Source organism: Collinsella sp. CLA-ER-H5 (assembly GCF_040092375.1).
GTDB lineage: Bacteria > Actinomycetota > Coriobacteriia > Coriobacteriales > Coriobacteriaceae > Collinsella.
In genome coordinates this window covers 213,667-233,930 of the sequence record NZ_JBBNLR010000001.1, presented here as the reverse complement: position 1 = coordinate 233,930, position 20,264 = coordinate 213,667, and the positions used below count along the sequence as shown (strand labels likewise).

General features: G+C 61.5%; 17 protein-coding genes. 9 read left to right on the top strand and 8 right to left on the bottom strand.

All coding sequences use genetic code 11. The annotated features are described in order from the left end of the window. Positions 1 to 217: 217 nt before the first annotated feature. Entirely contained in the window at positions 218 to 1,561 is a 1,344-nt protein-coding gene (locus AAAX31_RS01090; protein ID WP_117758805.1) for a homoserine dehydrogenase, read from the top strand. A gap of 270 nt (positions 1,562 to 1,831) precedes the next feature. On the opposite strand, the gene AAAX31_RS01085 is transcribed toward AAAX31_RS01090, so the two are convergent. Beyond that, a complete protein-coding gene (locus tag AAAX31_RS01085; RefSeq protein ID WP_117769795.1) occupies positions 1,832 to 3,394 on the bottom strand; it encodes a cation:proton antiporter in 1,563 nt (520 codons plus the stop codon). A gap of 184 nt (positions 3,395 to 3,578) precedes the next feature. Here AAAX31_RS01085 and AAAX31_RS01080 point away from each other — a divergent pair, with 184 nt between their 5' ends. Further along, positions 3,579 to 7,325, top strand: a complete 3,747-nt coding sequence (locus tag AAAX31_RS01080; RefSeq protein ID WP_349075882.1) for a phosphoribosylformylglycinamidine synthase — start codon at positions 3,579 to 3,581, stop codon at positions 7,323 to 7,325. Positions 7,326 to 7,424: 99 nt separating this feature from the next. Further along, entirely contained in the window at positions 7,425 to 8,360 is a 936-nt protein-coding gene (locus tag AAAX31_RS01075; protein WP_117769797.1) for a DMT family transporter, read from the top strand. A gap of 189 nt (positions 8,361 to 8,549) precedes the next feature. On the opposite strand, the gene AAAX31_RS01070 is transcribed toward AAAX31_RS01075, so the two are convergent. From AAAX31_RS01070 to AAAX31_RS01055, 4 genes are all read right to left on the bottom strand, one after another. Continuing rightward, complete coding sequence (locus tag AAAX31_RS01070; RefSeq protein WP_117769798.1) at positions 8,550 to 9,692, bottom strand: GGDEF domain-containing protein; 1,143 nt, start codon at positions 9,690 to 9,692, stop codon at positions 8,550 to 8,552. A 189-nt stretch (positions 9,693 to 9,881) separates the two neighbouring features. Next, positions 9,882 to 10,904, bottom strand: coding sequence for a 2-keto-3-deoxygluconate permease (locus AAAX31_RS01065; protein ID WP_117769799.1), 1,023 nt, complete (start codon positions 10,902 to 10,904; stop codon positions 9,882 to 9,884). Between the two features lie 150 nt (positions 10,905 to 11,054). Next, the gene (locus tag AAAX31_RS01060; RefSeq protein ID WP_117769800.1) at positions 11,055 to 11,378 is read right to left on the bottom strand and encodes an AzlD domain-containing protein; all 324 of its coding nucleotides are present in this window, start codon (positions 11,376 to 11,378) and stop codon (positions 11,055 to 11,057) included. Then, entirely contained in the window at positions 11,368 to 12,024 is a 657-nt protein-coding gene (locus AAAX31_RS01055) for an AzlC family ABC transporter permease (RefSeq protein ID WP_255413486.1), read from the bottom strand. The genes AAAX31_RS01060 and AAAX31_RS01055 overlap by 11 nt, the downstream gene beginning before the upstream one ends. Before the next feature lie 162 nt (positions 12,025 to 12,186). Here AAAX31_RS01055 and AAAX31_RS01050 point away from each other — a divergent pair, with 162 nt between their 5' ends. After that, entirely contained in the window at positions 12,187 to 12,999 is an 813-nt protein-coding gene (locus AAAX31_RS01050) for an HD domain-containing protein (RefSeq protein ID WP_117769802.1), read from the top strand. On the opposite strand, the gene AAAX31_RS01045 is transcribed toward AAAX31_RS01050, so the two are convergent. Genes AAAX31_RS01045 through AAAX31_RS01035 form a run of 3 tightly spaced genes read right to left on the bottom strand, consistent with a single transcriptional unit; the run spans position 12,996 to position 16,621 of the window. Then, a complete protein-coding gene (locus AAAX31_RS01045) occupies positions 12,996 to 14,201 on the bottom strand; it encodes an electron transfer flavoprotein subunit alpha (protein ID WP_117769803.1) in 1,206 nt (401 codons plus the stop codon). The genes AAAX31_RS01050 and AAAX31_RS01045 overlap by 4 nt on opposite strands. Beyond that, positions 14,202 to 15,017, bottom strand: coding sequence for an electron transfer flavoprotein subunit beta/FixA family protein (locus AAAX31_RS01040; RefSeq protein WP_117769804.1), 816 nt, complete (start codon positions 15,015 to 15,017; stop codon positions 14,202 to 14,204). A 2-nt stretch (positions 15,018 to 15,019) separates the two neighbouring features. Continuing rightward, positions 15,020 to 16,621, bottom strand: coding sequence for an FAD-binding oxidoreductase (locus AAAX31_RS01035; RefSeq protein WP_117769805.1), 1,602 nt, complete (start codon positions 16,619 to 16,621; stop codon positions 15,020 to 15,022). Positions 16,622 to 16,966: 345 nt separating this feature from the next. Here AAAX31_RS01035 and AAAX31_RS01030 point away from each other — a divergent pair, with 345 nt between their 5' ends. From AAAX31_RS01030 to AAAX31_RS01010, 5 genes are all read left to right on the top strand, one after another. Beyond that, positions 16,967 to 17,263 carry a hypothetical protein gene (locus AAAX31_RS01030; RefSeq protein WP_035137058.1) on the top strand — a complete coding sequence of 99 codons (297 nt, stop codon included), beginning with the start codon at positions 16,967 to 16,969 and terminating at the stop codon, positions 17,261 to 17,263. Next, on the top strand, positions 17,260 to 17,769 hold the full coding sequence (locus AAAX31_RS01025; RefSeq protein ID WP_117769806.1) for a hypothetical protein: 510 nt from the start codon (positions 17,260 to 17,262) through the stop codon (positions 17,767 to 17,769). Before AAAX31_RS01030 ends, AAAX31_RS01025 begins: the two co-directional genes overlap by 4 nt. Positions 17,770 to 17,858: 89 nt before the next feature. After that, positions 17,859 to 18,458, top strand: coding sequence for a hypothetical protein (locus tag AAAX31_RS01020; RefSeq protein WP_117769807.1), 600 nt, complete (start codon positions 17,859 to 17,861; stop codon positions 18,456 to 18,458). Next, positions 18,442 to 18,723 (top strand): hypothetical protein, encoded by a 282-nt coding sequence (locus AAAX31_RS01015; RefSeq protein WP_035137055.1) that lies wholly within the window; start codon positions 18,442 to 18,444, stop codon positions 18,721 to 18,723. The genes AAAX31_RS01020 and AAAX31_RS01015 overlap by 17 nt, the downstream gene beginning before the upstream one ends. A gap of 18 nt (positions 18,724 to 18,741) precedes the next feature. Continuing rightward, a complete protein-coding gene (locus AAAX31_RS01010; RefSeq protein ID WP_117769808.1) occupies positions 18,742 to 20,172 on the top strand; it encodes a hypothetical protein in 1,431 nt (476 codons plus the stop codon). The last annotated feature ends 92 nt before the right edge of the window (positions 20,173 to 20,264 follow it).

The window sequence follows — 20,264 nt, the reverse complement described above, 5'->3', positions numbered from 1 at the left end:
GTCTTGCGGTACAGGGCAAACCTTATGGTGCAAACGTTGACAGTTTGTTACGGAGTTCCGTTTGTAGCGAGCATGTTTCCAATGTTTCCGCAGCGTTTCGGGGGTGCCGTTTTGTGCGACTCCTGTTGCCTGGCGAGCACGCGCTCTCGGTTCACGCTAGAATGCACTCAACCTTTAAGCGGTTAATCCATCCATAAGATGCACCAAGGAGCTATCTATGAGCGAACCCCTGCGCACCGTGAACGTCGGTCTGATCGGTCTGGGAACCGTCGGCGGCGGCGTGGCCCGTCTGATCAAGAGCCACCACGATGAGTACCTGGCAGCCTACGGCATCGACCTTAAGCTGACCCGCGCCTGCGCGCTTGCCTGGGAGCAGGCCGAAGCAGCCGGTATTGAGCGCGAGGCCTTTACGAGTGACTGGCATGACGTCGTCGCCGACCCCGCCGTCGACATCGTCGTCGAGCTGATCGGCGGCGAGCATCCCGCAACCGAGATCTTCACCACTGCCTTCGAGAACGGCAAGCACGTCGTCTCTGCCAACAAGGCCCTGCTGGGCCGCCATGTCGAGACGCTCGCCGAGAAGGCGCGCGCGTGCGGCGTGCAGATTAAGTGCGAGGCCAGCTGCGGCGGCGGCATCCCCATCGTGAGCACGCTCGAGCACGACCTGGTGGGCAACAAGATCCTGACCATCGCCGGTATTCTCAACGGTACCACCAACTATATCCTGTCGCGCATGGATGCCGAAGGCGCCGATTACGCCGATGTGCTCGCCGACGCACAGGCCAAGGGCTATGCCGAGGCCGACCCGTCCGCCGACGTCGACGGCTTCGATGCCGCCAGCAAGACGGCGATCCTCGCTTCCATCGGTTTTGGCACCCGCGTTACCACCGACGATGTGTACCAGCAGGGTATCCGCACCATCGGCGCCGAGGACATCGCCCAGGCCCGCGAGCTCGGCTACACCATCAAGCTGCTCGGCATCGCCCGCAACACCGACGCCGGCGTCGACGTCCGCGTGCATCCCACGCTGATCCCCGCCGACCACATGCTCGCCAAGGTCAACGGTGCCATGAACGCCGTCTACGTAGTAGGCGACGCCGTGGGCGAAACCATGTTCTACGGTGCCGGCGCAGGCTCCTTCCCCACCGCGAGCGCCGTCGTGGGCGATATCCTGTCGCTCTCCGAGCAGATCAGCCGCGGCGTGGCTCCGCTGCCCGAGATTGAGCCCTATGGTCACAACCTCGCCTTTAAGCCTATGGACGAGCTCCAGACCAAGTACTATGTGCGCCTGAAGGTCGCCGACCGCGTGGGCGCCCTGTCCGAGACGGTCGACATCTTTGCCAAGCACAACATCTCGATCTCGCTCATCAACCAGGTCGAGGACGGCAAGCCGGGCGTCAGCGATGCCTGCTCGGTCATCTTCCTGACGCACCGCGCGCTCGAGAAGGACGTCCAGGCTGCCGCCGCCGAGCTTGCCAGCGTCGACTGCGTGGCCGAGGTCGCCAACGTCCTGCGCATCGAGGACGTTGAGGCCTGGACCGAAGGCGTCATGGCCAACTAGTCCACTACTTCGAACCTCAACGAAGCTCAACGCAAAAGGCGCGCTGCCTGCATCAACCACAGGCAGCGCGCCTTCTTCTGTTTGCAGGGGAAGCTGCGTCCCGGTATTTCAGCTCAGAACGGGGCGAAGCTTCCCTCAGGGCCTTTTTCGGAAACTATGTCCCATTCTGGGCGCGGATTCTGGGACACGCTTTCCGCAACGGGCCTCTCGCGGAAAGCACGTCCCACTCTGGACGCCAATTCCGGGATGCATTTTCCGCGGCGGCGTTGGCTACCTGCCGTCGTCGTCCTCGGCTTCTTCTCTTGCATAGAGCTCCAGCATGCGGCGGCGGTATTCGCGCACGGCGAGCTTGGCGCGCTCCAGACGGCGGCGCTCGCGTGGGGTCAGCTCGGACGGGTCGACCTCGTCTCCATAGGTCTTATCGGCAAGTAGGTGCGCCGCGTCCACGATGCGGGCATCGATGTGGCCGCTCGCCGCCTCGGCGGAAAGACGCTCGGCAATCGCATCGAGCGTAGGCAGGCCCTCGAATACGCGACCATGGCCATGCGAAGTCAGCAGCTCATGCTCGCGCGCGAGCAAGCTCGCTAAGTCGTGGTGGGCGCGCAGGATGTCGAGCGCATCGGATGGATGCTCGGCAACTTCTGCCACGGCGGCGACCGGCGCGGCATCCACCACGCGGTAGAAGAGCTGCGCGAGCAATGGCATCAAGAACACCGTGATGGCGCCGGCGGCAACCATAACCGACGCGATGTCTTGCGACAGCGCGCCCGCGTTGACGGCAACGCTCGTCACGGCAACGATGATCGGCAGCGCCGTGGTGCAGTACAGGGCCACGGTAATGCGACCATACGCCGACACATCGCGCGTCGCAGGGCAAATGCTCATAGAAATAAGAATGGGCACGGCACGAATAATCAGCAACGCCACGATAAAGCCCACGAGCAGACCCGGGCGCGACGCCACGGCCGTCAGGTCGATCTTTGCGCCCGATACGGTAAAGAACACCGGAATCAAAAAGCCGTAGGCCAGGCCGTCGAGCTTGGTCTCGAGCGTATGGTTGCCCTCGGGGATGATGTAGCGCAAGACAAAGCCGGCGGCAAAAGAACCCAACACAATGTCGAGATCAAAGACGGCCGAGAAAGCCACGAGTGTGACCAGGATGAGCACCGTCAGGCGCACGAAGGTCTGCGACGTGGTATCGGCGCGTTCCTCGACAAACGCAAAGAAGCGGCTGCCGACGCGCTTGGAGCGGCTTGGGACCACGGCAAGCAACACGCAGACCACCGCAAACAGGCCAAGGATTACGAGCGTTTGGATGCCAGTGCGGGCAGACAGCAGCACCGACATGGCGAGCACAGGGCCGAGCTCACCCCAGGTGCCATACGCGAGAATCGAGTCGCCCACACGCGTGCCAGTGAGCGAGCGCTCACGCATGATGGGCACGAGCGTGCCGAGCGCCGTCGAAGTGAGGGCAAGCGTCACGGCGATACCGTCGAAATGACTGACCGAGAACCACGGGGTAAAGCGCACGGCAAGCCAGGCGATACCAAACGTGACGGCCCACGTCGCCAAGCCGTAGCGCCCCTCGACGCCCGTGATGCTCTTGGGGTCGATCTCAAAGCCGGCAAGCAGGAACAAAAAGGCCAGGCCCAGCTCGGACACAAGCGAGACCTCGGCATCTACATGGATGACGCCGAGCATATGGGGTCCCAGCACCGCGCCGAGCACGAGCAAAAAGACCGTCTCGGGAACAGGTTTTCCGGGAATCGCCGAGGCGATGAAGGGACTCGCAAAGGCCACGAGTGCGATGATGGCGAGCGAAACGAATGCCATGTGATGCCTTTCTCTTGTTTGAGCCCCACTGTAGCACCCTCGCCGTCCTCAACGCGCCGCGAGCTGTCGTATCATAGTGAGGTTTACAAACATGTGGCTCAAGGCGACCGCGAGGCTTGCCCCGTAAACCGACCGCTGCCGCATACCGTACCGTACGCCCAACCGATCAGGAAGGCAGGAACCAATGGTCTCTCGTATCTACGTGGAGAAGAAACCCGGGTTCGACGTCGAGGCTCAGCAGCTCAAGGGCGAGCTGACCGAAATTCTCGGCATCAAGGGCATCGAGGCCCTGAGGATCATCAACCGCTACGACGTCGAGGGCATCGACGAGGAGCTTTTCCGCTCCTGCGTGCCGACCGTCTTTAGCGAGCCCCAGGTCGATGTGACCTACGACGAGCTCCCCGCAAGCGGTGGCGCCGTCTTTGCCGTCGAATTCCTGCCTGGCCAGTTTGACCAGCGCGCCGACTCCGCCAGCGAGTGCGCGCAGCTCATCAGCCAGGGCGAGCGCCCCGCCGTGCGCTCCGCCAAGGTCTATATGATCTCGGGCACTCTGGACGAGGCCGCCATCGATGCCATCAAGCACTACGTGGTGAACCCCGTCGAGGCGCGCATCGCCTCGCTCGACCTGCCCGAGACGCTGTACATGGAGACCCCCGAGCCCCAGCCCGTCGAGGTGCTCGACGGTTTCCGCGAGCTCGACGAGACCGGCCTTGCCGCCTTTATTTCCGAGCGCGGCCTTGCCATGGACGAGGCAGACATCGCCTTCTGCCAGCAGTACTTCCGCGATGAGGACCGCGACCCCACCATCACCGAAATCCGTGTGATCGACACCTATTGGTCCGACCACTGCCGCCACACCACCTTCGGTACCGTCCTGGATAACGTGACGATCGACGACGCCGTGGTGCAGCAGGCCTTCGACCGCTACATGGAGATGCGCCACGAGCTCGGTCGCGACGCCAAGCCCGTCTGCCTCATGGATATGGGCACCATCGGCGCCAAGTATCTCAAGAAGACCGGCACCATGACCGATGTCGATGAGTCCGAGGAGATCAACGCCTGCACCGTCAAGGTAAAGGTCGATGTCGATGGCGAGGACCAGGACTGGCTGTTCCTCTTTAAGAACGAGACCCACAACCACCCGACCGAGATCGAGCCCTTCGGCGGTGCCGCCACCTGCGTGGGCGGCGCTATCCGCGACCCGCTCTCGGGCCGCAGCTATGTCTATCAGGCCATGCGCGTCACCGGCGCCGGCGACCCCACGGTCCCCGTCTCCGAGACGCTCGAGGGCAAGCTTCCGCAGCGCAAGCTCGTGACCACCGCCGCCGCCGGCTACTCCAGCTACGGCAACCAGATCGGCCTTGCCACCGGTCAGGTCAACGAGCTCTATCACCCCGGCTACGTGGCCAAGCGCATGGAGGTCGGCGCCGTCGTGGGCGCTACCCCGGCAAACCACGTGCGTCGCGAGTGCCCCGCCCCCACCGACAAGATCATCCTTTTGGGTGGCCGCACTGGCCGTGACGGCATCGGCGGCGCCACTGGCTCCTCCAAGACCCAGAACACCGAGTCCATCGAGACCTCGGGTGCCGAGGTCCAGAAGGGCAACGCCCCGGTCGAGCGCAAGCTGCAGCGTCTGTTCCGCCGCGGCGACGCCTGCCGCCTGATCAAGCGCTGCAACGACTTTGGCGCCGGCGGCGTCTCGGTCGCCGTGGGCGAGCTTGCCGACGGCCTGTATGTCGACCTGGACACCGTGACCAAGAAGTACGACGGCCTGGACGGCACCGAGCTCGCCATTTCCGAGTCCCAGGAGCGCATGGCCTGCGCCGTCGCCGACGGTGACGTCGAGGAGTTCATGGGCTACGCCGCCGAGGAGAACCTCGAGGCGACCGTTATCGCCGAGGTTACCGCCGAGCCGCGCATGCGCATGGCCTGGAACGGTGTCGCCATCGTCGACCTGTCCCGTGAGTTCCTCAACTCCAACGGCGCGCCCAAGCACCAGGTCGCCCACGTCTGTGCCCGCAGCGTGTGGCAGCCCAGCTGGGCCGGCGCCACGCTTGCCGAGCGCATGACCTCGCTTGTCACTGACCTCAACGTCGCCTCCAACAAGGGCCTTTCCGAGCGCTTCGACTCCACCATCGGTGCCGCGACCGTGCTCATGCCCTTTGGCGGCAAGACGCAGCTCACTCCGAGCTCTGCCATGGTCGCCAAGTTCCCCGTGGACGGCGAGACCACCACGGCAAGCGCCATGGCATGGGGCTTCAACCCCTACCTGATGGAGGCCGACCAGTTTGCCGGCGCCTACCTATCCGTGGTCGAGTCCATCGCCAAGCTCGTGGCCGCCGGCTTTGAGCACAAGCGCGCCTACCTCTCCTTCCAGGAGTACTTCGAGCGCCTGCGTACCGAGGCCGAGCGTTGGGGCAAGCCCATGGCAGCCGTCCTGGGCGCCCTTATGGCCCAGGTCGACCTGGGTGCCGGCGCCATCGGCGGCAAGGACTCCATGAGCGGCTCTTTTGAGGACGAAGCCGGCGAGCTCAACGTTCCTCCGACCCTGATCAGCTTCGCCGTCGCCGTGGGCAAGGCCGCCCGCGCCGTCTCACCCGAGTTCAAGGGCCTCACGCACCGCGTCGTCCGCATCGCCCCCGCCACCTATGGCGAGGACTACCGTCCCGACGCCCAGCAGCTGCTCGCCGCGTTTGACGCCGTCGAGGCGCTCACTGCTACCGGCAACGCCCTGGCCATCTCCACGCCCGGCTACGGCTGCGGCGCCGAGAGCCTCTTTAAGATGTGCGTCGGTAACCAGATCGGTATCGAGCTTGCCGAGGATGTAGACGTGGAGAGCCTCTTCACCCCGCTCTACGGCAGCTTTATCGTCGAGCTCGCCGAGGACGCCGAGCTGCCCGAGGTCGCCGACGGCGTTGTCGTCGAGCCCCTGGGCACCACCGTCGAGGGCTATGTCATCGACACCGGCTCCGAGGTCATCGAGCTCGCCGAGCTCCAGGAGGCCTGGGAGAGCGGCATCGAGGGCGTCTTCACCTACCGCAGCGCCGGCGAGACCCCCGAGGTCGAGACCATCGACTTCCGCGCCAAGGATATCCACGTGTACGGCGGCGCCAAGATCGCCCGCCCGCGCGTGATCATCCCCGTGTTCCCCGGCAACAACTGCGAGTACGACAGCGCCCGCGCCTTCCGTGCCGCCGGTGCCGAGGCCGACACCTTCGTGATCAACAACCTCACGCCCGAGGCCGTCGCCGAGAGCACCCACGAGCTTGCCCGCCGCATCCGTGCAAGCCAGATCGTTATGATCCCCGGCGGCTTCTCGGGCGGCGACGAGCCCGACGGCTCTGCCAAGTTCATCACGGCGTTCTTCCGCGCTCCCGAGGTCACCGAGGCAGTCCGCGACCTGCTCAAGGCCCGCGATGGCCTGATGCTGGGCATCTGCAACGGCTTCCAGGCCCTGATCAAGCTCGGCCTGGTGCCCTACGGCGACATCGTCGACGCCACGCCCGATGCGCCCACGTTGACGTTCAACACCATCGGTCGCCACCAGAGCCGTCTGGTGCGCACCCGCATCTCGTCCAACTTGTCCCCGTGGCTGTCGCAGTGCAGCCTGGACGACCCCTACACCGTCGCCATCAGCCACGGCGAGGGCCGCTTTGTCGCCAATGACGAAGTGCTCGCCCAGCTGATCGCCAACGGCCAGGTCGCCACGCAGTACGTGGGCGAGGACGGCAAGCCCAGCATGGATCTCTCCGTCAACCCCAACGGCTCCGCACTCGCCATCGAGGGCATCACGAGTCCCGACGGTCGCGTCCTGGGCAAGATGGGCCATGCCGAGCGTCGCGGCGACAACCTGTACCGCAACGTGCCCGAGCATGTCCCCGGCGATAAGTTCATGCCGATCTTTGAAAGCGGCGTGGCCTACTTCGCTTAAACCTTTCCCATCGGGTACAATCCCTTCGGGTAACAACACCCGCCACCGACACATCCGGTGGCGGGTTCTTTTTTGCTTCGCGCATGCAGGAAGGACATCATGGAAAGCCACAAGCCGTATCTCGCCACCCTGCCCGGACTTATCCTGGGCTGTCTTGTTTGCTGTGCACTCTGGGGATCGGCCTTTCCCTGCATCAAGATCGGCTACGCACTCTTTGGTATCCCGGCGCACGATAGCGCCTCGCAGCTGCTCTTTGCGGGCTTGCGCTTCACGCTTGCCGGCATGCTGGTCATTGTTGGCATGAGCGTGGCCCAGCGCCGACCGCTCGTTCCGCAAACGCGCGATATCAAGCCCATCTGCATCTTGTCGCTCTTCCAGACCATCGGCCAGTACTTCTTTTTCTACCTTGGTCTCTCCCGTGCAAGCGCTATGTCGAGCTCCATCATCGAGGCCAGCGCCAACTTCTTGGCTATCCTCTTTGCCGCCCTGGCATTTCACACCGAGAAGCTCAATACGGCCAAGGTGCTTGGCTGTGCGCTGGGCTTTGCCGGCGTCGCGCTCGTCAACCTCTCGGGCGCAGATGGCACCTTTGGCTTCAGGCTCGATGGCGAGGGCTTTATCCTAGCCTCCACTGTCGCGGGTGCTCTTTCGACCTGCCTGATCGGCATCTTCTCGCGCAAGCACGACGGCGTCTTGCTTGCCGGGTGGCAGTTCTTGGTCGGCGGCCTGGTCCTCACCGCCATCGGCTTTTTGATGGGTGGCACGCTCTCCCCCACGACAATTGCCCCCGCCATCGCGCTCATCATCTACATGGCGCTTATCTCCGCGGTCGCCTACTCGCTGTGGTCGCGCCTGCTTGCCGTCAACCCCGTCAGCCGCGTCTCGGTCTTTGGGTTTATGAACCCGGTCTTTGGTGTGGTGCTGAGCGCGCTGCTGCTCGGCGAGGGCGCTGGCACGAGCCCCATTACCGTCATCGTTGCCCTGCTGTTGGTCTGCGGCGGCATAATCATCGTCAACAAACCCAAAAAAGCCTAGCGAGCTCACCTTTTTAGAGAGAGCCTTCACACACTTTAGCTTAATGGAATGCACTGGCTCTCGTTGATTTCGTACCGAGCCGCGGCGGCAGACGCTCGTCTTGCCGCACCGCGCCTGGGCGTTATGGCCGGTGGCCCCCGCAAACGCAAAAAGGGCGCACGACCATCGCAACGGTCGTGCGCCTTTTTTCTAGCGTATCTGGACGCCGGCTTTCTTTTTATCGGCCTTGACGCGGTAGAGCTCCGCATCGGCAGCGCGAAGCAAGTCTTGCCAGGTATCGACACTATCACCGACCCGTGCATAGCCGATGGACATCCGCAACAGATACGGCACCTCGGCATGCGCGAGCTCGTCGTTGATTGTCGCGCACAGATGCATGATATCCTGTTCCGCCGCTGCCTTTTGGAGCACCACGAACTCATCGCCACCATAACGCGCGATAAAGCCACCAGACGCCGAGCAGACTTCTTTGAGAGCAGCGGATATGACCTGAAGAGCATGGTCGCCCTCCACATGTCCATAACGATCGTTAATCTGCTTAAAGCCGTCAGCGTCCATCATAAGCAGATACACATCTTCGGCCTGATCCACATTTGAGAAGAGCGACAGGATATAGGTCTCAAAACGGTTGCGATTGTTGAGGCCAGTCAACGGGTCGGTCGAGACGAGCTGCTCCTGGCAGATAATGTAGAGCAGCAACATGCTAATCATTATGCCGACACAAAGGCCAGGCACCGAGTATACGATCTGAAAGGTACCGCCCACCAGGGCCGGAATGGCGAAAAATGCTAAGGTTCGATAGATAGCCTTCGTCTGCAGGCTCTCGACCCTGCGAGATTGCACAAACGCATGCAGGGACGTATGTATAACGTAACAGTAGCTGACAATGGGCTGGATCATATAGGCAAAGCCGCGACGATACACGCCCTGCGAATCGATATAGAACAAGGCGTGCGTCCAGTAACTGGTAAAAGCCAGCACGACCACCAGAGCCGTAGGCAACGTTACAAGCACCACCCTATAGCGCGAGGTCACAAGGCGAGAGCCCTGCATCGTCTCGGAATAGATAAACCAAATGAGACACGCGATGGCAAAGAGCGAAAACGAAACCGCGTTGGAAATCCAGTTGGCAGCAATACCCAACGTGCCGTCCGCACCATCCGAAAGCGTCCAGATCATATCGAATAATATGTACGCGGCAGAGGTGTAGCCAAGCATGCTAAACAATAGCTGCAGGGTGCTCGAGAACAAGGAGCGACGACTTCGCGCGGCAAGCCCGATAAGAACAATCATGCATAGCAGGAATATCTCAATCTTGAGTGCCTTAACCACTAGACGCCATCCCTTCAATATCCGAATGGTCAGAATCGCCCAATTCGAATCAGGGCAATAAACACCCCTTTACTCCGCAGGGGTAAAGGGAATCATAGCAAAGCGCCCGAACATCACTGCAAAACAGTTTCTGTTCGGGCGCTCAGACGGCGCGAATTGCACGCCGGAATCATTGATGGGTATCGATTGCTACTCGCCATCGATGTCGGTCGCGACGGCCTCTTCGATGGCCTCGACACCGGCAGGCGACAGGTCTTCCTTGCCCTGGCAGAACTTCTTATCGACCCAGCCGGTCAGAATCGGGGCCATGATTGCCGTGATGATGACGGCAGTGGCGATCTGCGCATACGCGGTGGGCGCAAGCTCGGCATAGCGCGGAGCGACCTCGGCGAGGGCGACCGGCGTGGTCATAGCCGTGCCGGCGATAGTGGAGCAGGCAACGGCCGCCTTGCCGTTACCACCGCACAGGCGCTCGAACGCAAAGGTGATGGGGCCGACGATAAAGAGCGTGACAAGGCCCAGCAAGATGCCGGAAATACCGCCGGTGATAAAGCTCGAAAGGCTCATGGACGCACCGAGCTGAAATCCGATAACAGCGATCGCGGGATTGGCGCCGGGAACCAGCAGGTTCTTGATAAACGGGAACAAGTTGCCCAGGACCATGCCGATAACAAGCGGCAGGATGGATCCGATGATGGTGCCGACGGGGATGTTGGCGAGACCCGAAACACCAAGGATGATCATCGTGACGGCGGGGCCGGCCGTAAAGAACAGGATACCGACGGCGCCCTGCTCGGACTCATCGCCGAACTCGCCCATGATGCCCGTATAGAGCGCCATGTTGCAAAACGTAATGCCGCCGATGATGGAAACCGAGCTCAGGCCTAAAAAGTTATCGTTAAAGAAGTACGCGACGCCCAGACCCAGCGCGGCTGCCACTACAAGCTTAGGAATCAGCACGACGATGCCGGTCTTGATGGCGCCCGGCGTGGACTTAAAGCTGATGCCGGCGCCCACAAACAGCAGGATCGCGGCGACGATGGTATTGGAGCCACCGCGGCAGGCAGCCGTAAAGAAGCCGCCGATCTCAAAAACCTGCGGGCAGAAGGTGTTGAGCAAAAGACCGACGATCATCGGATAGATCATGATGTCGCCCGGGATGCGCGGAACCTTGAATTTCTTTTGCTCGTTGGCGGTCGCTTCCTGTGCCATGAAACCCCCATTTCCGCTGACGCGGAACAAAAGCCCACGTCATGCTTTGCTACAGTAAAGTTTGACCATGGTACCAGAAGAAATAGACCAGCTCGGTGAAAAATTCGACAAGTTGGGATGGAACGAGATTCGGCGCCCGCGACGTCACCCCTATATAAGGCTCAAGACAATATAGAGTACGATGCCCGAGACGCAGCACCACAGCATCGATTTTGTCTTGACCGCCACGACCACGACGCCGACGGCCGCAATCCAGGGAACCAGGGCAGGCCAGAGTCCCGCGTCGAACGCGCCGGGACTCACCAAGTCGTTGGCGACCAGCGCGGCAAAGGCAGCGGGCGGGATATAGCTCAGGGCCTCGGTAATGCGGGGCGACAGGGTCCGCCCGCGCAAGGCGAACGCCGGCGCAATGCGAAAGAACGCGATAGCAGCCCACGACGACAGCCACAGAACCAAGAACTCGTTAACGGGCATCGCGGGCACCTCTTCCGTCAAATACAGCATCGCACGCCAACGCAATGGCAATGCCGGCCACGACGCTTGCCGGCACGGCAATATTCGCGAGGCCCAAGAACTTGCATACGGCGACGGACACCGCGCCCGAAACCGCCGCGACAACGTTGCCGCGCGACAGCCGCTGCGAAAAGAGCAGGCAGATAAAGAGCGAGGTGCAGACAAAGGCTGCAATGGCGGTGGGAACATCGACAACGGCGCCGACGATGGCGCCCATCGTACACGAAACGCCCCATGTTGCGATGAGGATCACGTTGAGCACAAAGGACTCGCGCGGGCCCCAATCCTCCCCTTCAACCAACTTGGCAAGCGAGATGCCATATGCCTCCTCGGTAAGTGTCGCGGCAACAGCCAGCGTCTGACGCTTCGAGGCACCCGTCAGATGCGGCGCGATCGATGCCGAGTAAAGCGCAAAACGCGAGGAGATGGCGGCAACGCTCGCGATAATCGAAGGTGCCGGTACGCCCGCCAGCCAAAGATTGCAGATCATAAACTGGCCGCTGCCCGTCACAAACGTGCTGCTCAGGGCAAAGACCATCCAGGGCTCCATTCCCGTCTGCCCCATGATCATTCCGCACGGCGCGCCTATTGCAACATAGGTAAGCATCACCGGCCAGACGGTTCTAACGATTTTGAACACCATACGCTTCTCATCCTGACAAGGTCTCCGAGCCGCATGTAGCGATACGGCAGAATCATCATCCGACAGCAACCGAGTTCACCTACAATTGCCACCGGATCGAAAGACACAACTTTTTAGGAAGTCATTATGACAGCTATCGATCGAGACCGGGCGCGCGCGGCCTTCAAAAGCTACACCGATGCCTACGACGCCACCAACCCACGCATCGCGCTCAAAATCGAGCATACGTACCACGTGGCCGAGGCATGCGATGCCGTAGCGCGCGAGCAGGGCTGGTCGTCAGAAGATATTGACCTGGCATGGCTTTGCGGCCTGCTACACGATATGGGCCGCTTTGAGCAGCTGCGACGCTGGGACACCTTTAAGGACGCCGAGAGCATGAGCCATGCGGCGCTGGGCATCGAGGTCCTCTTTGGCGAGAATCCCGCCGATGCACCCGCCACGACAAACATCCGTGACTTTATCGAAACCGGTGCGCATGACGAGCTCATCCGAGCGAGCATCGCCTATCACAGCGACTTTCGCCTGCCGGCACAACTCGACGAGCGTACACGGTGCTTCTGCGATATCGTGCGCGATGGCGACAAGATCGACATTATGCGCACCATCGCCGACAGCACCGTCGATACCATCCTCAAGGTGGATGAGGACGCGTTTCTAGCCAGTCGCTTCTCGGTACCGACGCTTGCCGCCTTTGACGAGCATCGGTGCGTCGCGCGCGACGAGCGCAACGAGCCGGCGGACTACCTGGTGGGACTCATCTGCTTTATGTTTGAGCTCGTCTATCCAGCGAGCCGCACGCTGGCGCGCGAGCAGGGCGATATCTACCGCCTGCTCGACGCGCCCTTTGGCATTACGCGGCCCTTTACCGACCCCGCCACGCAGGCGACTTGGAGCCGCCTTAAGGACGAGATGCGCGACTGGCTGGCGCGCGCCTAGCGCTCAAGCTGGGCCAGCAGTTCCTCGACGACCTCGACGGCATCGCCGACAACCTTGTACTGGGCAGCACCAAAGATGGGGGCATCCGGGTCCTCGTTGATGGCGATAATGCACTCTGCCCCACCGATGCCGGCAAGATGCTGGATGGCGCCCGAAACACCGATACTCACGAGAAGCTTGGGCGAAACCGATACGCCGGTCTGGCCAATCTGATGGCGACACTCCAACCAGCCGGCCTCCACGACAGGTCGCGTGCAACCAAGCTCGGCTCCCAGAGCCTCGGCGAGCCTTCGCATCAGGGGCAGATTCTTCTTGGAGCCAATGCCGCGGCCCACCACGACCAAGCGCTCGGCATCGGCGATCGAGGCCTGCTGCCTCCACTCCTCGGCGGGAATCGAGATCTCGACACGAGCCTTAGCATCATCCGCAAGCGATATCTGGGTGATCGTGCCGGAGCGGTCGTAGTCAAAGTCGGGCGCCTTAAAGATGCCGGGACGAACCGTTGCCATCTGGGGACGATGATTGGGGCAGACGATGGTGGCCATCAGGTTGCCGCCAAACGCCGGACGCGTCTGTTGCAGCAGCCCCGTCTCCGTATCCATCGAAAGTACGGTGCAGTCAGCCGTAAGGCCCGTCTGCAAGCGCACGGCAACGCCGGGTGCCAGTTCGCGGCCAAAAGCGGTCGCACCGTATAGGATGGCCTCGGGTTTGCGTTCGGCTACCAAATCGCAGATCAAGCGGGCGTAGACCTCCGCATCGTTTTGGCGCAGGCGCTCGTCGCGACAGGCCAGGACTTCGTCGGCGCCCGCGCAAACCAGATGCTCCAGGTCGCCGAGAGAACCCTCGGGACCCATACCGATCAGTGCCACCAGACGGCAGTCGCGAGCATCGGCAAGCTCGCGGCCCTTGCCCATAAGCTCATAGGCAACGGGAGTCACCGTATCGTGCTCGTCGGTCTGCGCGAATACCCAAATGTCTCGATATGCATCAAGGTCCACCGCACCAGCGGCCTCGTCACGCTCGATCGAGATAGCGTTGACAGGGCAGGCGTCGACGCACCCACCGCATAGGATGCAGCCGTCGGTTACGCGGGCGCATCGGCTGGGTCGCTCGCCTTCCACTACGATGCCGCCCGAGGCACAGGCGCGAACGCACCGACCGCAGCCGATACAGGCTTCGCTATCGATAATCAGTCCGCTCATCTATGCCATCCCCTCGATAATCTTGGCAAGCTTTGCCGCCTGCTCGGACGCCGTCCCCTCAACGGCCTCGCACGTTTGGTCACGGTCGGGCACAAACGAGCGCACGACCTGTGTCGGCGACCCGGCAAGACCGCAACGCGCGGGGTCGGCGTTCACGTCGGCGGCACTGACCACGCGCACGTCCGCCTCCTCCGCCGCGCGAATACCGGCAATACTCGGCATACGCAACTGGCCAATCTCCTTGGCAGTCGTCATCGCGCACGGCATCTCAAGGTACACCGTCTCCTCGCCGGCATCGCATCCGTGAACGAGCGCCAGCGAGCCACAGGTCGTAAAGCCCGCGCTCTGCACGCAGCTCACGTCGGTCACGCAGGGAATATCAAAGGCACCGGCAAGCTCGGGACCAATCTGGGCCGTATCGCCATCCACCGCCATCTTGCCGCAGATGAGCAGGTCGAAGTCCTCGTCGAGCGCCTCGATGCCGCACTTGAGGGCATAGGTGGTTGCCAGGGTATCGGCACCTGCAAAGGCGCGATCGGTCAGCAGCAGCGCATCGTCGGCGCCTCGAGCGATGCAGTCGCGCAGCAGCGACTCGGTCGCGGGGATGCCCATCGACACCACCGTCACGCGCACATCCATGCCAAAGCCGATAAAGTCGTCCTTCAGCGCCAGCGCGCATTCCAAAGCGCTCGCATCAAAGGGATTAATGACCGCCTGCTTGCCATCGCGCACGATGGTATTGGTCTTGGGGTCCATCTTGACCTCGGTGCTGCCCGGCACGGCCTTGACGCACACCACCATATGGAAATCGCTCATCTTCACGCGCCCCCTTTCTGGACGAGCTCATCCAAGAGCTTCTCCGAAAACAGGTTACCGCGACCCAGCTGCCCGGCAGGATCGAGCTGGAGCTTGAGCCGCGCCGACTCGACCATGGCCTCGTGACCGTACATCGTCTCCAAGAAGCCCGCCTTGATCTTGCCGACGCCGTGTTCTGCGGAGACGGCACCGCCCATGGCCGTGACCTCGGAAGCCCACTGGGCAAAGAGTTCTGCGCCGCGGCGATAATCCTGTGCATCGCGCGGCAGAATGTTCACATGCAGATGGTTGTTACCGATATGCCCCCAGGCGGCAGATTCAAGCCCACTTTCCGCCAGCGTGCGGCGATAGAGGGCGATAACATCGGCCAAGTGCGCGTTGGGCACCGACATGTCCGAACCCAGTTTGGTGATGGTGGGATCCATGCGGCGGCGCTCGTCGATGAGCATGTTGACGCTCTCGGGCACCGCATGGCGGAAGAATCGCTGACACTCGCGATCGACCTCGGTGCGCGCGACCCATGTCGCATCGTCACTGCCGCCCGCAAGCTCCAGTACCCACCCCAAGTGATACAGCTCCTCAGTCGCCTGGGCTTCGTCGTCGCAGTCGAGCTCCACGTAGACACAGACCTTGGCGTCTTTGTCGAGCGCAGGCAGCGAGGCAAACGCCGTCGACTGCTCGCGCTGGCGACGTAGAATATCCAGGGCGCCAGCATCGAAGTACTCGATGGCAGCCGCATGGGACAGGACGGGACGCACAGAATCGGTGAAGGACACGGCCTTGTCTTCGCTGTCGAAGAAGCAGCTCACGCCCCAAACGACCGCGGGTGCCACCTGCAGGGCAATCTCGAGTTCGGTGATGACACCGATTGTGCCACACGCACCGATAAACAGATCGATGGCATCCATATCGTCAGCAACGAAATAGCCCGAAGCATTTTTTGTCTTGGGCATGGTATAGCCGGGAAGATCGAGCTCGAGTGTACGGCCCGCTGCCGTCACGAGCGACAGGTGGCGGCCCTGGGCAAAAGCCTCGCCGCGCCGAAGCTCAAGCAAATCGCCATCAGCCAGCACGACGTGGAGTCCCGTGATATGTGGGCGCATGGGGCCGTAGGCGTAGCTGCGGGCACCGGAGGCGTTACATGCCGCCATGCCGCCCAGACAGGCAGACGCCTCGGTGGGATCGGTGGGAAAAAACTGCTCGGGAGCCTCTTGGAACTCCTCGTAGGCCTCAAGCGATGCCTGGTCCCAACCAGCGGTCGGCAGCACCTTCTTGCTCAGCTGCTTGCGCAGCTCCGAGAGCACAACGCCCGGCTCCACGCGCAGCAGAAATTGGCCTTGTTCATCGCGGCGAAGGCCCAAATAGCGATTCATACGGGAAGTATTGAGGATATGCCCGCCGTGGGGCACGGCGCCGGCGGCAAGGCCGGTTCGGGCGCCCTGAACCGTTACCGGAACACGCTCGGCATGGAGCTTTTCCAAAATGGCACGGACCTCGTTTTCCGTTGTCGGAAACGAGATGCTCGAGGCCTCGCCCGATGCGCGAGATTCATCGCGGCCATACTCTTCGAACTCGTCGGTGAAGGGTTTGATGGTTGCAGACACGCGAACTCCCCCTTTAGCTAACTACAGTGTTTGCAGGGAGATGTTACCGCATCGTTTCGTCGACGTGTTCGAGACCGTCTCCATAATTGGCGTTTTTTACGTTCGTGCAATTCGGCGAGCGGCTTGATTTCCTCGGCAGACGATGCTTTTGACACATATGGCCCCGCCGTCGCCGACCGCGCGATTGTCGCTCGAAAAAAGTTGGAGTATTTTTTGCCGCCTTTTACCTGCGGAGACGCCAATCCGTCAAGCATTTGGTCAGAAATTGGTCAAGTAGCGGCTGATAAGGTCGGCGTCGACAGCCAAAACCGATAGAAGTTTTGGCCCAGAAGCAGGGAGGTTCCCATGGCATATTACTGGCCCCAGTACGGCATCGCCATCGAAGTCGACGACGATCCCCATCTCCTGCCTTTCGACGAAGAGGCATTCCCCGATACGACGGTCTACCACGTTACCACCGATGTGATCTGCGACCCCGAGTCGTTCTCGGCGCTCGCCCACCACATCGCGCATATCCACGACATCGAGCTCCCTCCCGACTTCGACGAGCTCGTCTACTCGCGCCGTCTGATGCTTCACATGCTCTTTGGAGCGGACCCGTCCACCTTTGCGCGCGTCTATACCGCCAAGGATGCCGCATGAGCGCGAAGAAGCCGCCCCACTTTGCAGGTCTGGGGCATCGCAGGAAGCTCATCGTTGCCTGCTTGGCCATCGTCTGTGCCCTTGTCGCCGTAGGACTATACGCTTGGCAGTCGCAGCCCGTACCCGAGACGGGCGCTTCGGTTACGACGGCCGAGGGCAAAACGCGTCAGGAAATCCAAGATGAGCTCGACGCCATCGTCCGCGACAACATGATGACGATTTCGGTCGCACCGGTCGCTCAGCTGCAGGAGGACGGCAAGCTGCGCGTCAACGTGCAAAACGTCCAAGACAATAAATTTCCCCAGCGATTCCGCGTCATCCAAAACGACGAGACCATGTACGAATCCGGTGTGGTCGAGACCGGCAAGACAATCGAAACGTGCCCCGCCGGCGACATCAAAGAAGGCGAGGCGTACATCGAGATCCAGGCACTCGATGCAAAGACCCTCGACAGCCACGGCAATCCGACACGTGTCAAGGTACGGGTTGAGCAAGCCGAGAACTAGCTTTCCGGCCGACGCGGCACCGCACGTAATTCACCAGCATTCGTCCAATCATCGCGGGGACGGTCCGCGGCGAATAGAAAGGAACAACCATGGACATCATCAGGAACATGAACGGAGCCAGAGCGCTCGTCGTGGGCGCAGGGCTCGCGCTCGCGCTCGCAATGGGCGCGGCCCCGACGCCAGCTATGGCAGCCGGGCGCGTTGGAACCACGAAAGTAATGGTCAGGACCGAGATCGACAACGTTGAGTTCAAAGTTCCGACGGTTATTCCCTTCGTCGCCAAGGCCGACGGCACGCTTCAGGGCCCCTCAGAAGACGCGACCACCATCGACAATCATTCGGCCTACGGCATCCATGTCACCAACATGAAGATCGACGCCATGAACACCTGGACCATTGCTGCCGACGCCAAGGCCGGAACCGCACAGAACTCCATCGACTTTAAGGTCGGCCCCGACGGCGCACTCCAGAACGCCAGCGCCGCAATGCAGAAGACAGGCCTCGATCTTTCCAAGAACGCAGCCTTCGACATGGGCTACCAGGGCATTGCCGGCGGCACGGACAAAATTAAGCTCAAGACAAGCGGAAACGTCGCCCGCGTCACGCGCGACATCTTCCGCGTAACCGGCGAAGGTGATCAGGTTGCAACGATCACCTGGACGGTCGAGCCCGGTGCGCACACGGCATAAGGCCGTCGCCCTGGCCGCCGCCGTCAGCATCCTAGCGTTTGGGCCAGCCATGGCCTTTGCCCAGCAAGAACAGGCGCAGGCCGCCACGCAAGTGACGGTCGACCTCTCGGAGCTCGACCGCGGCGACCGCGAAGAACCGTTGGCGCAGACAGGCGACAGACGATGGCTCTTGGCAGCAGGCGCCACAGCAGCAGGCGCGGGAACCGCCGGCCTCGGTCTGCACATCAAACGTAGCCAGAAACAAAACACGGACAGGCCGCACTAAATTAGCTAAGGAGACCCCATGGCATCGAAGAACCTTTTGCCCGTCGTCGCACTCTGTGGCGCGCTCGCAACCGGAACGCCTGTCGCCGCTTGGGCGACTCCCGTCATGGCAGACTCCTTACCAGCAGCCCTAAGTTCCGCACCAAATCCGTCGAGCGCCATTGCGTGCAAGCGTTTTTCGATCGCACAGGCCGCGATCTCAACCTCGGGATGCCTTCGTCGTAATACGGACGGCTCGATAGTCGTGGATATCAAGCGTTCGAACAAGGCAAACGGCTCCCAGGCGGGGTGCGCCGTCTGCACGTGGCGCTCGGTTGTGCTCGATGCAGATGGCGATCCATGCAATTTAGAGCTGCGCATCGACATCGCTTCGGTCGATGACTCGGCGAACGGAGCGAAGGTCGCCTTCGACGGTACGTTTTTCGAGAAAGGAGGCGGTATATGTCTGGGCTGCGCCGCCGCGAATGCAGACGATGCGCAGCCCACCCTCTCATTCACGGCATCGTTGCGGCTGACCAAAGCCGGCACCGATGCCATCGCGGCGGGAGAAGCGTCCCTGCTGTTCTACGCCGTCAGCGCCAAGGACACAAACGCTCATTTCGAGAAGCCAGCCGGATCACTCAGTCTTACACGAGGGATAGAGGCAGGCCCTATTGAAATCGATGCCCACGCGCAAAGCAGGCAACGCATTCTTGCCGACCCGGCGCTTCTCGAAATGGAGTGGAACGGATCCGGAGCCATCGGAATTCTCCCCTCCGCGCTTGACGCCAAGACGCTCCCCCCAAACGACGAACCCATCAACACAACCATACAAGAGGAGAGCGCGGTCAAAGAAGCAGGTGCGGGCGACACGCCGTCGCCGACAAACGGCGTCCCAGCTTCTTTCGAAGCACCGAATGAGCCCGCTGCCGATCCAAACAATCCCGAGCTCGCGGACAGCCTGGGGCTTGCTGATCCTCAAGAGATCGATGAAGGTAACTGCTGCGTGCTTGCCGCGCTCGACCACACAGAGGTCATCGACGCTGCGAACATCGAAGTTGCCGCCGCCAATCAGCCCGTCCGCAAGTCGGCTATCATCGCATTTCCTGAATCCATCGAAGTCGTCTTTTTGCCATCGGGCGAGGTCGTGGCCCCAACACTGCTCACCTTGTTGGGCGCCAAGAATACTCGAAACGAAATTAAAAAGGTCACAGTTGTCGACCCTGCAACCACCGCCAAGCTGCGTCTATACGCCGTTGCCGCAAACGGAAGCAAGACCCTGGAATTCGATGGCGACACACTTCTAGCCTGGCGACGTCTGGACATTATGCAAGACGTCTCGTATCAGATCGAACTCGAAGGGTTTGATCGTGCCCGCGATGCCAATATCATCGCCGCGGCTATTGAATTCCCGCAGCGGCTTATGACACTGCGCTTTGAATACTATCCCTATGTCCCGACAACCACCTGAGGCTTAAATGCTGCGCATCATTCCTAACACCACTTATATAACGTATTAGATGAGTCGCGATGTGCCTCGCATTTCGTTCTGCTACGATTGCC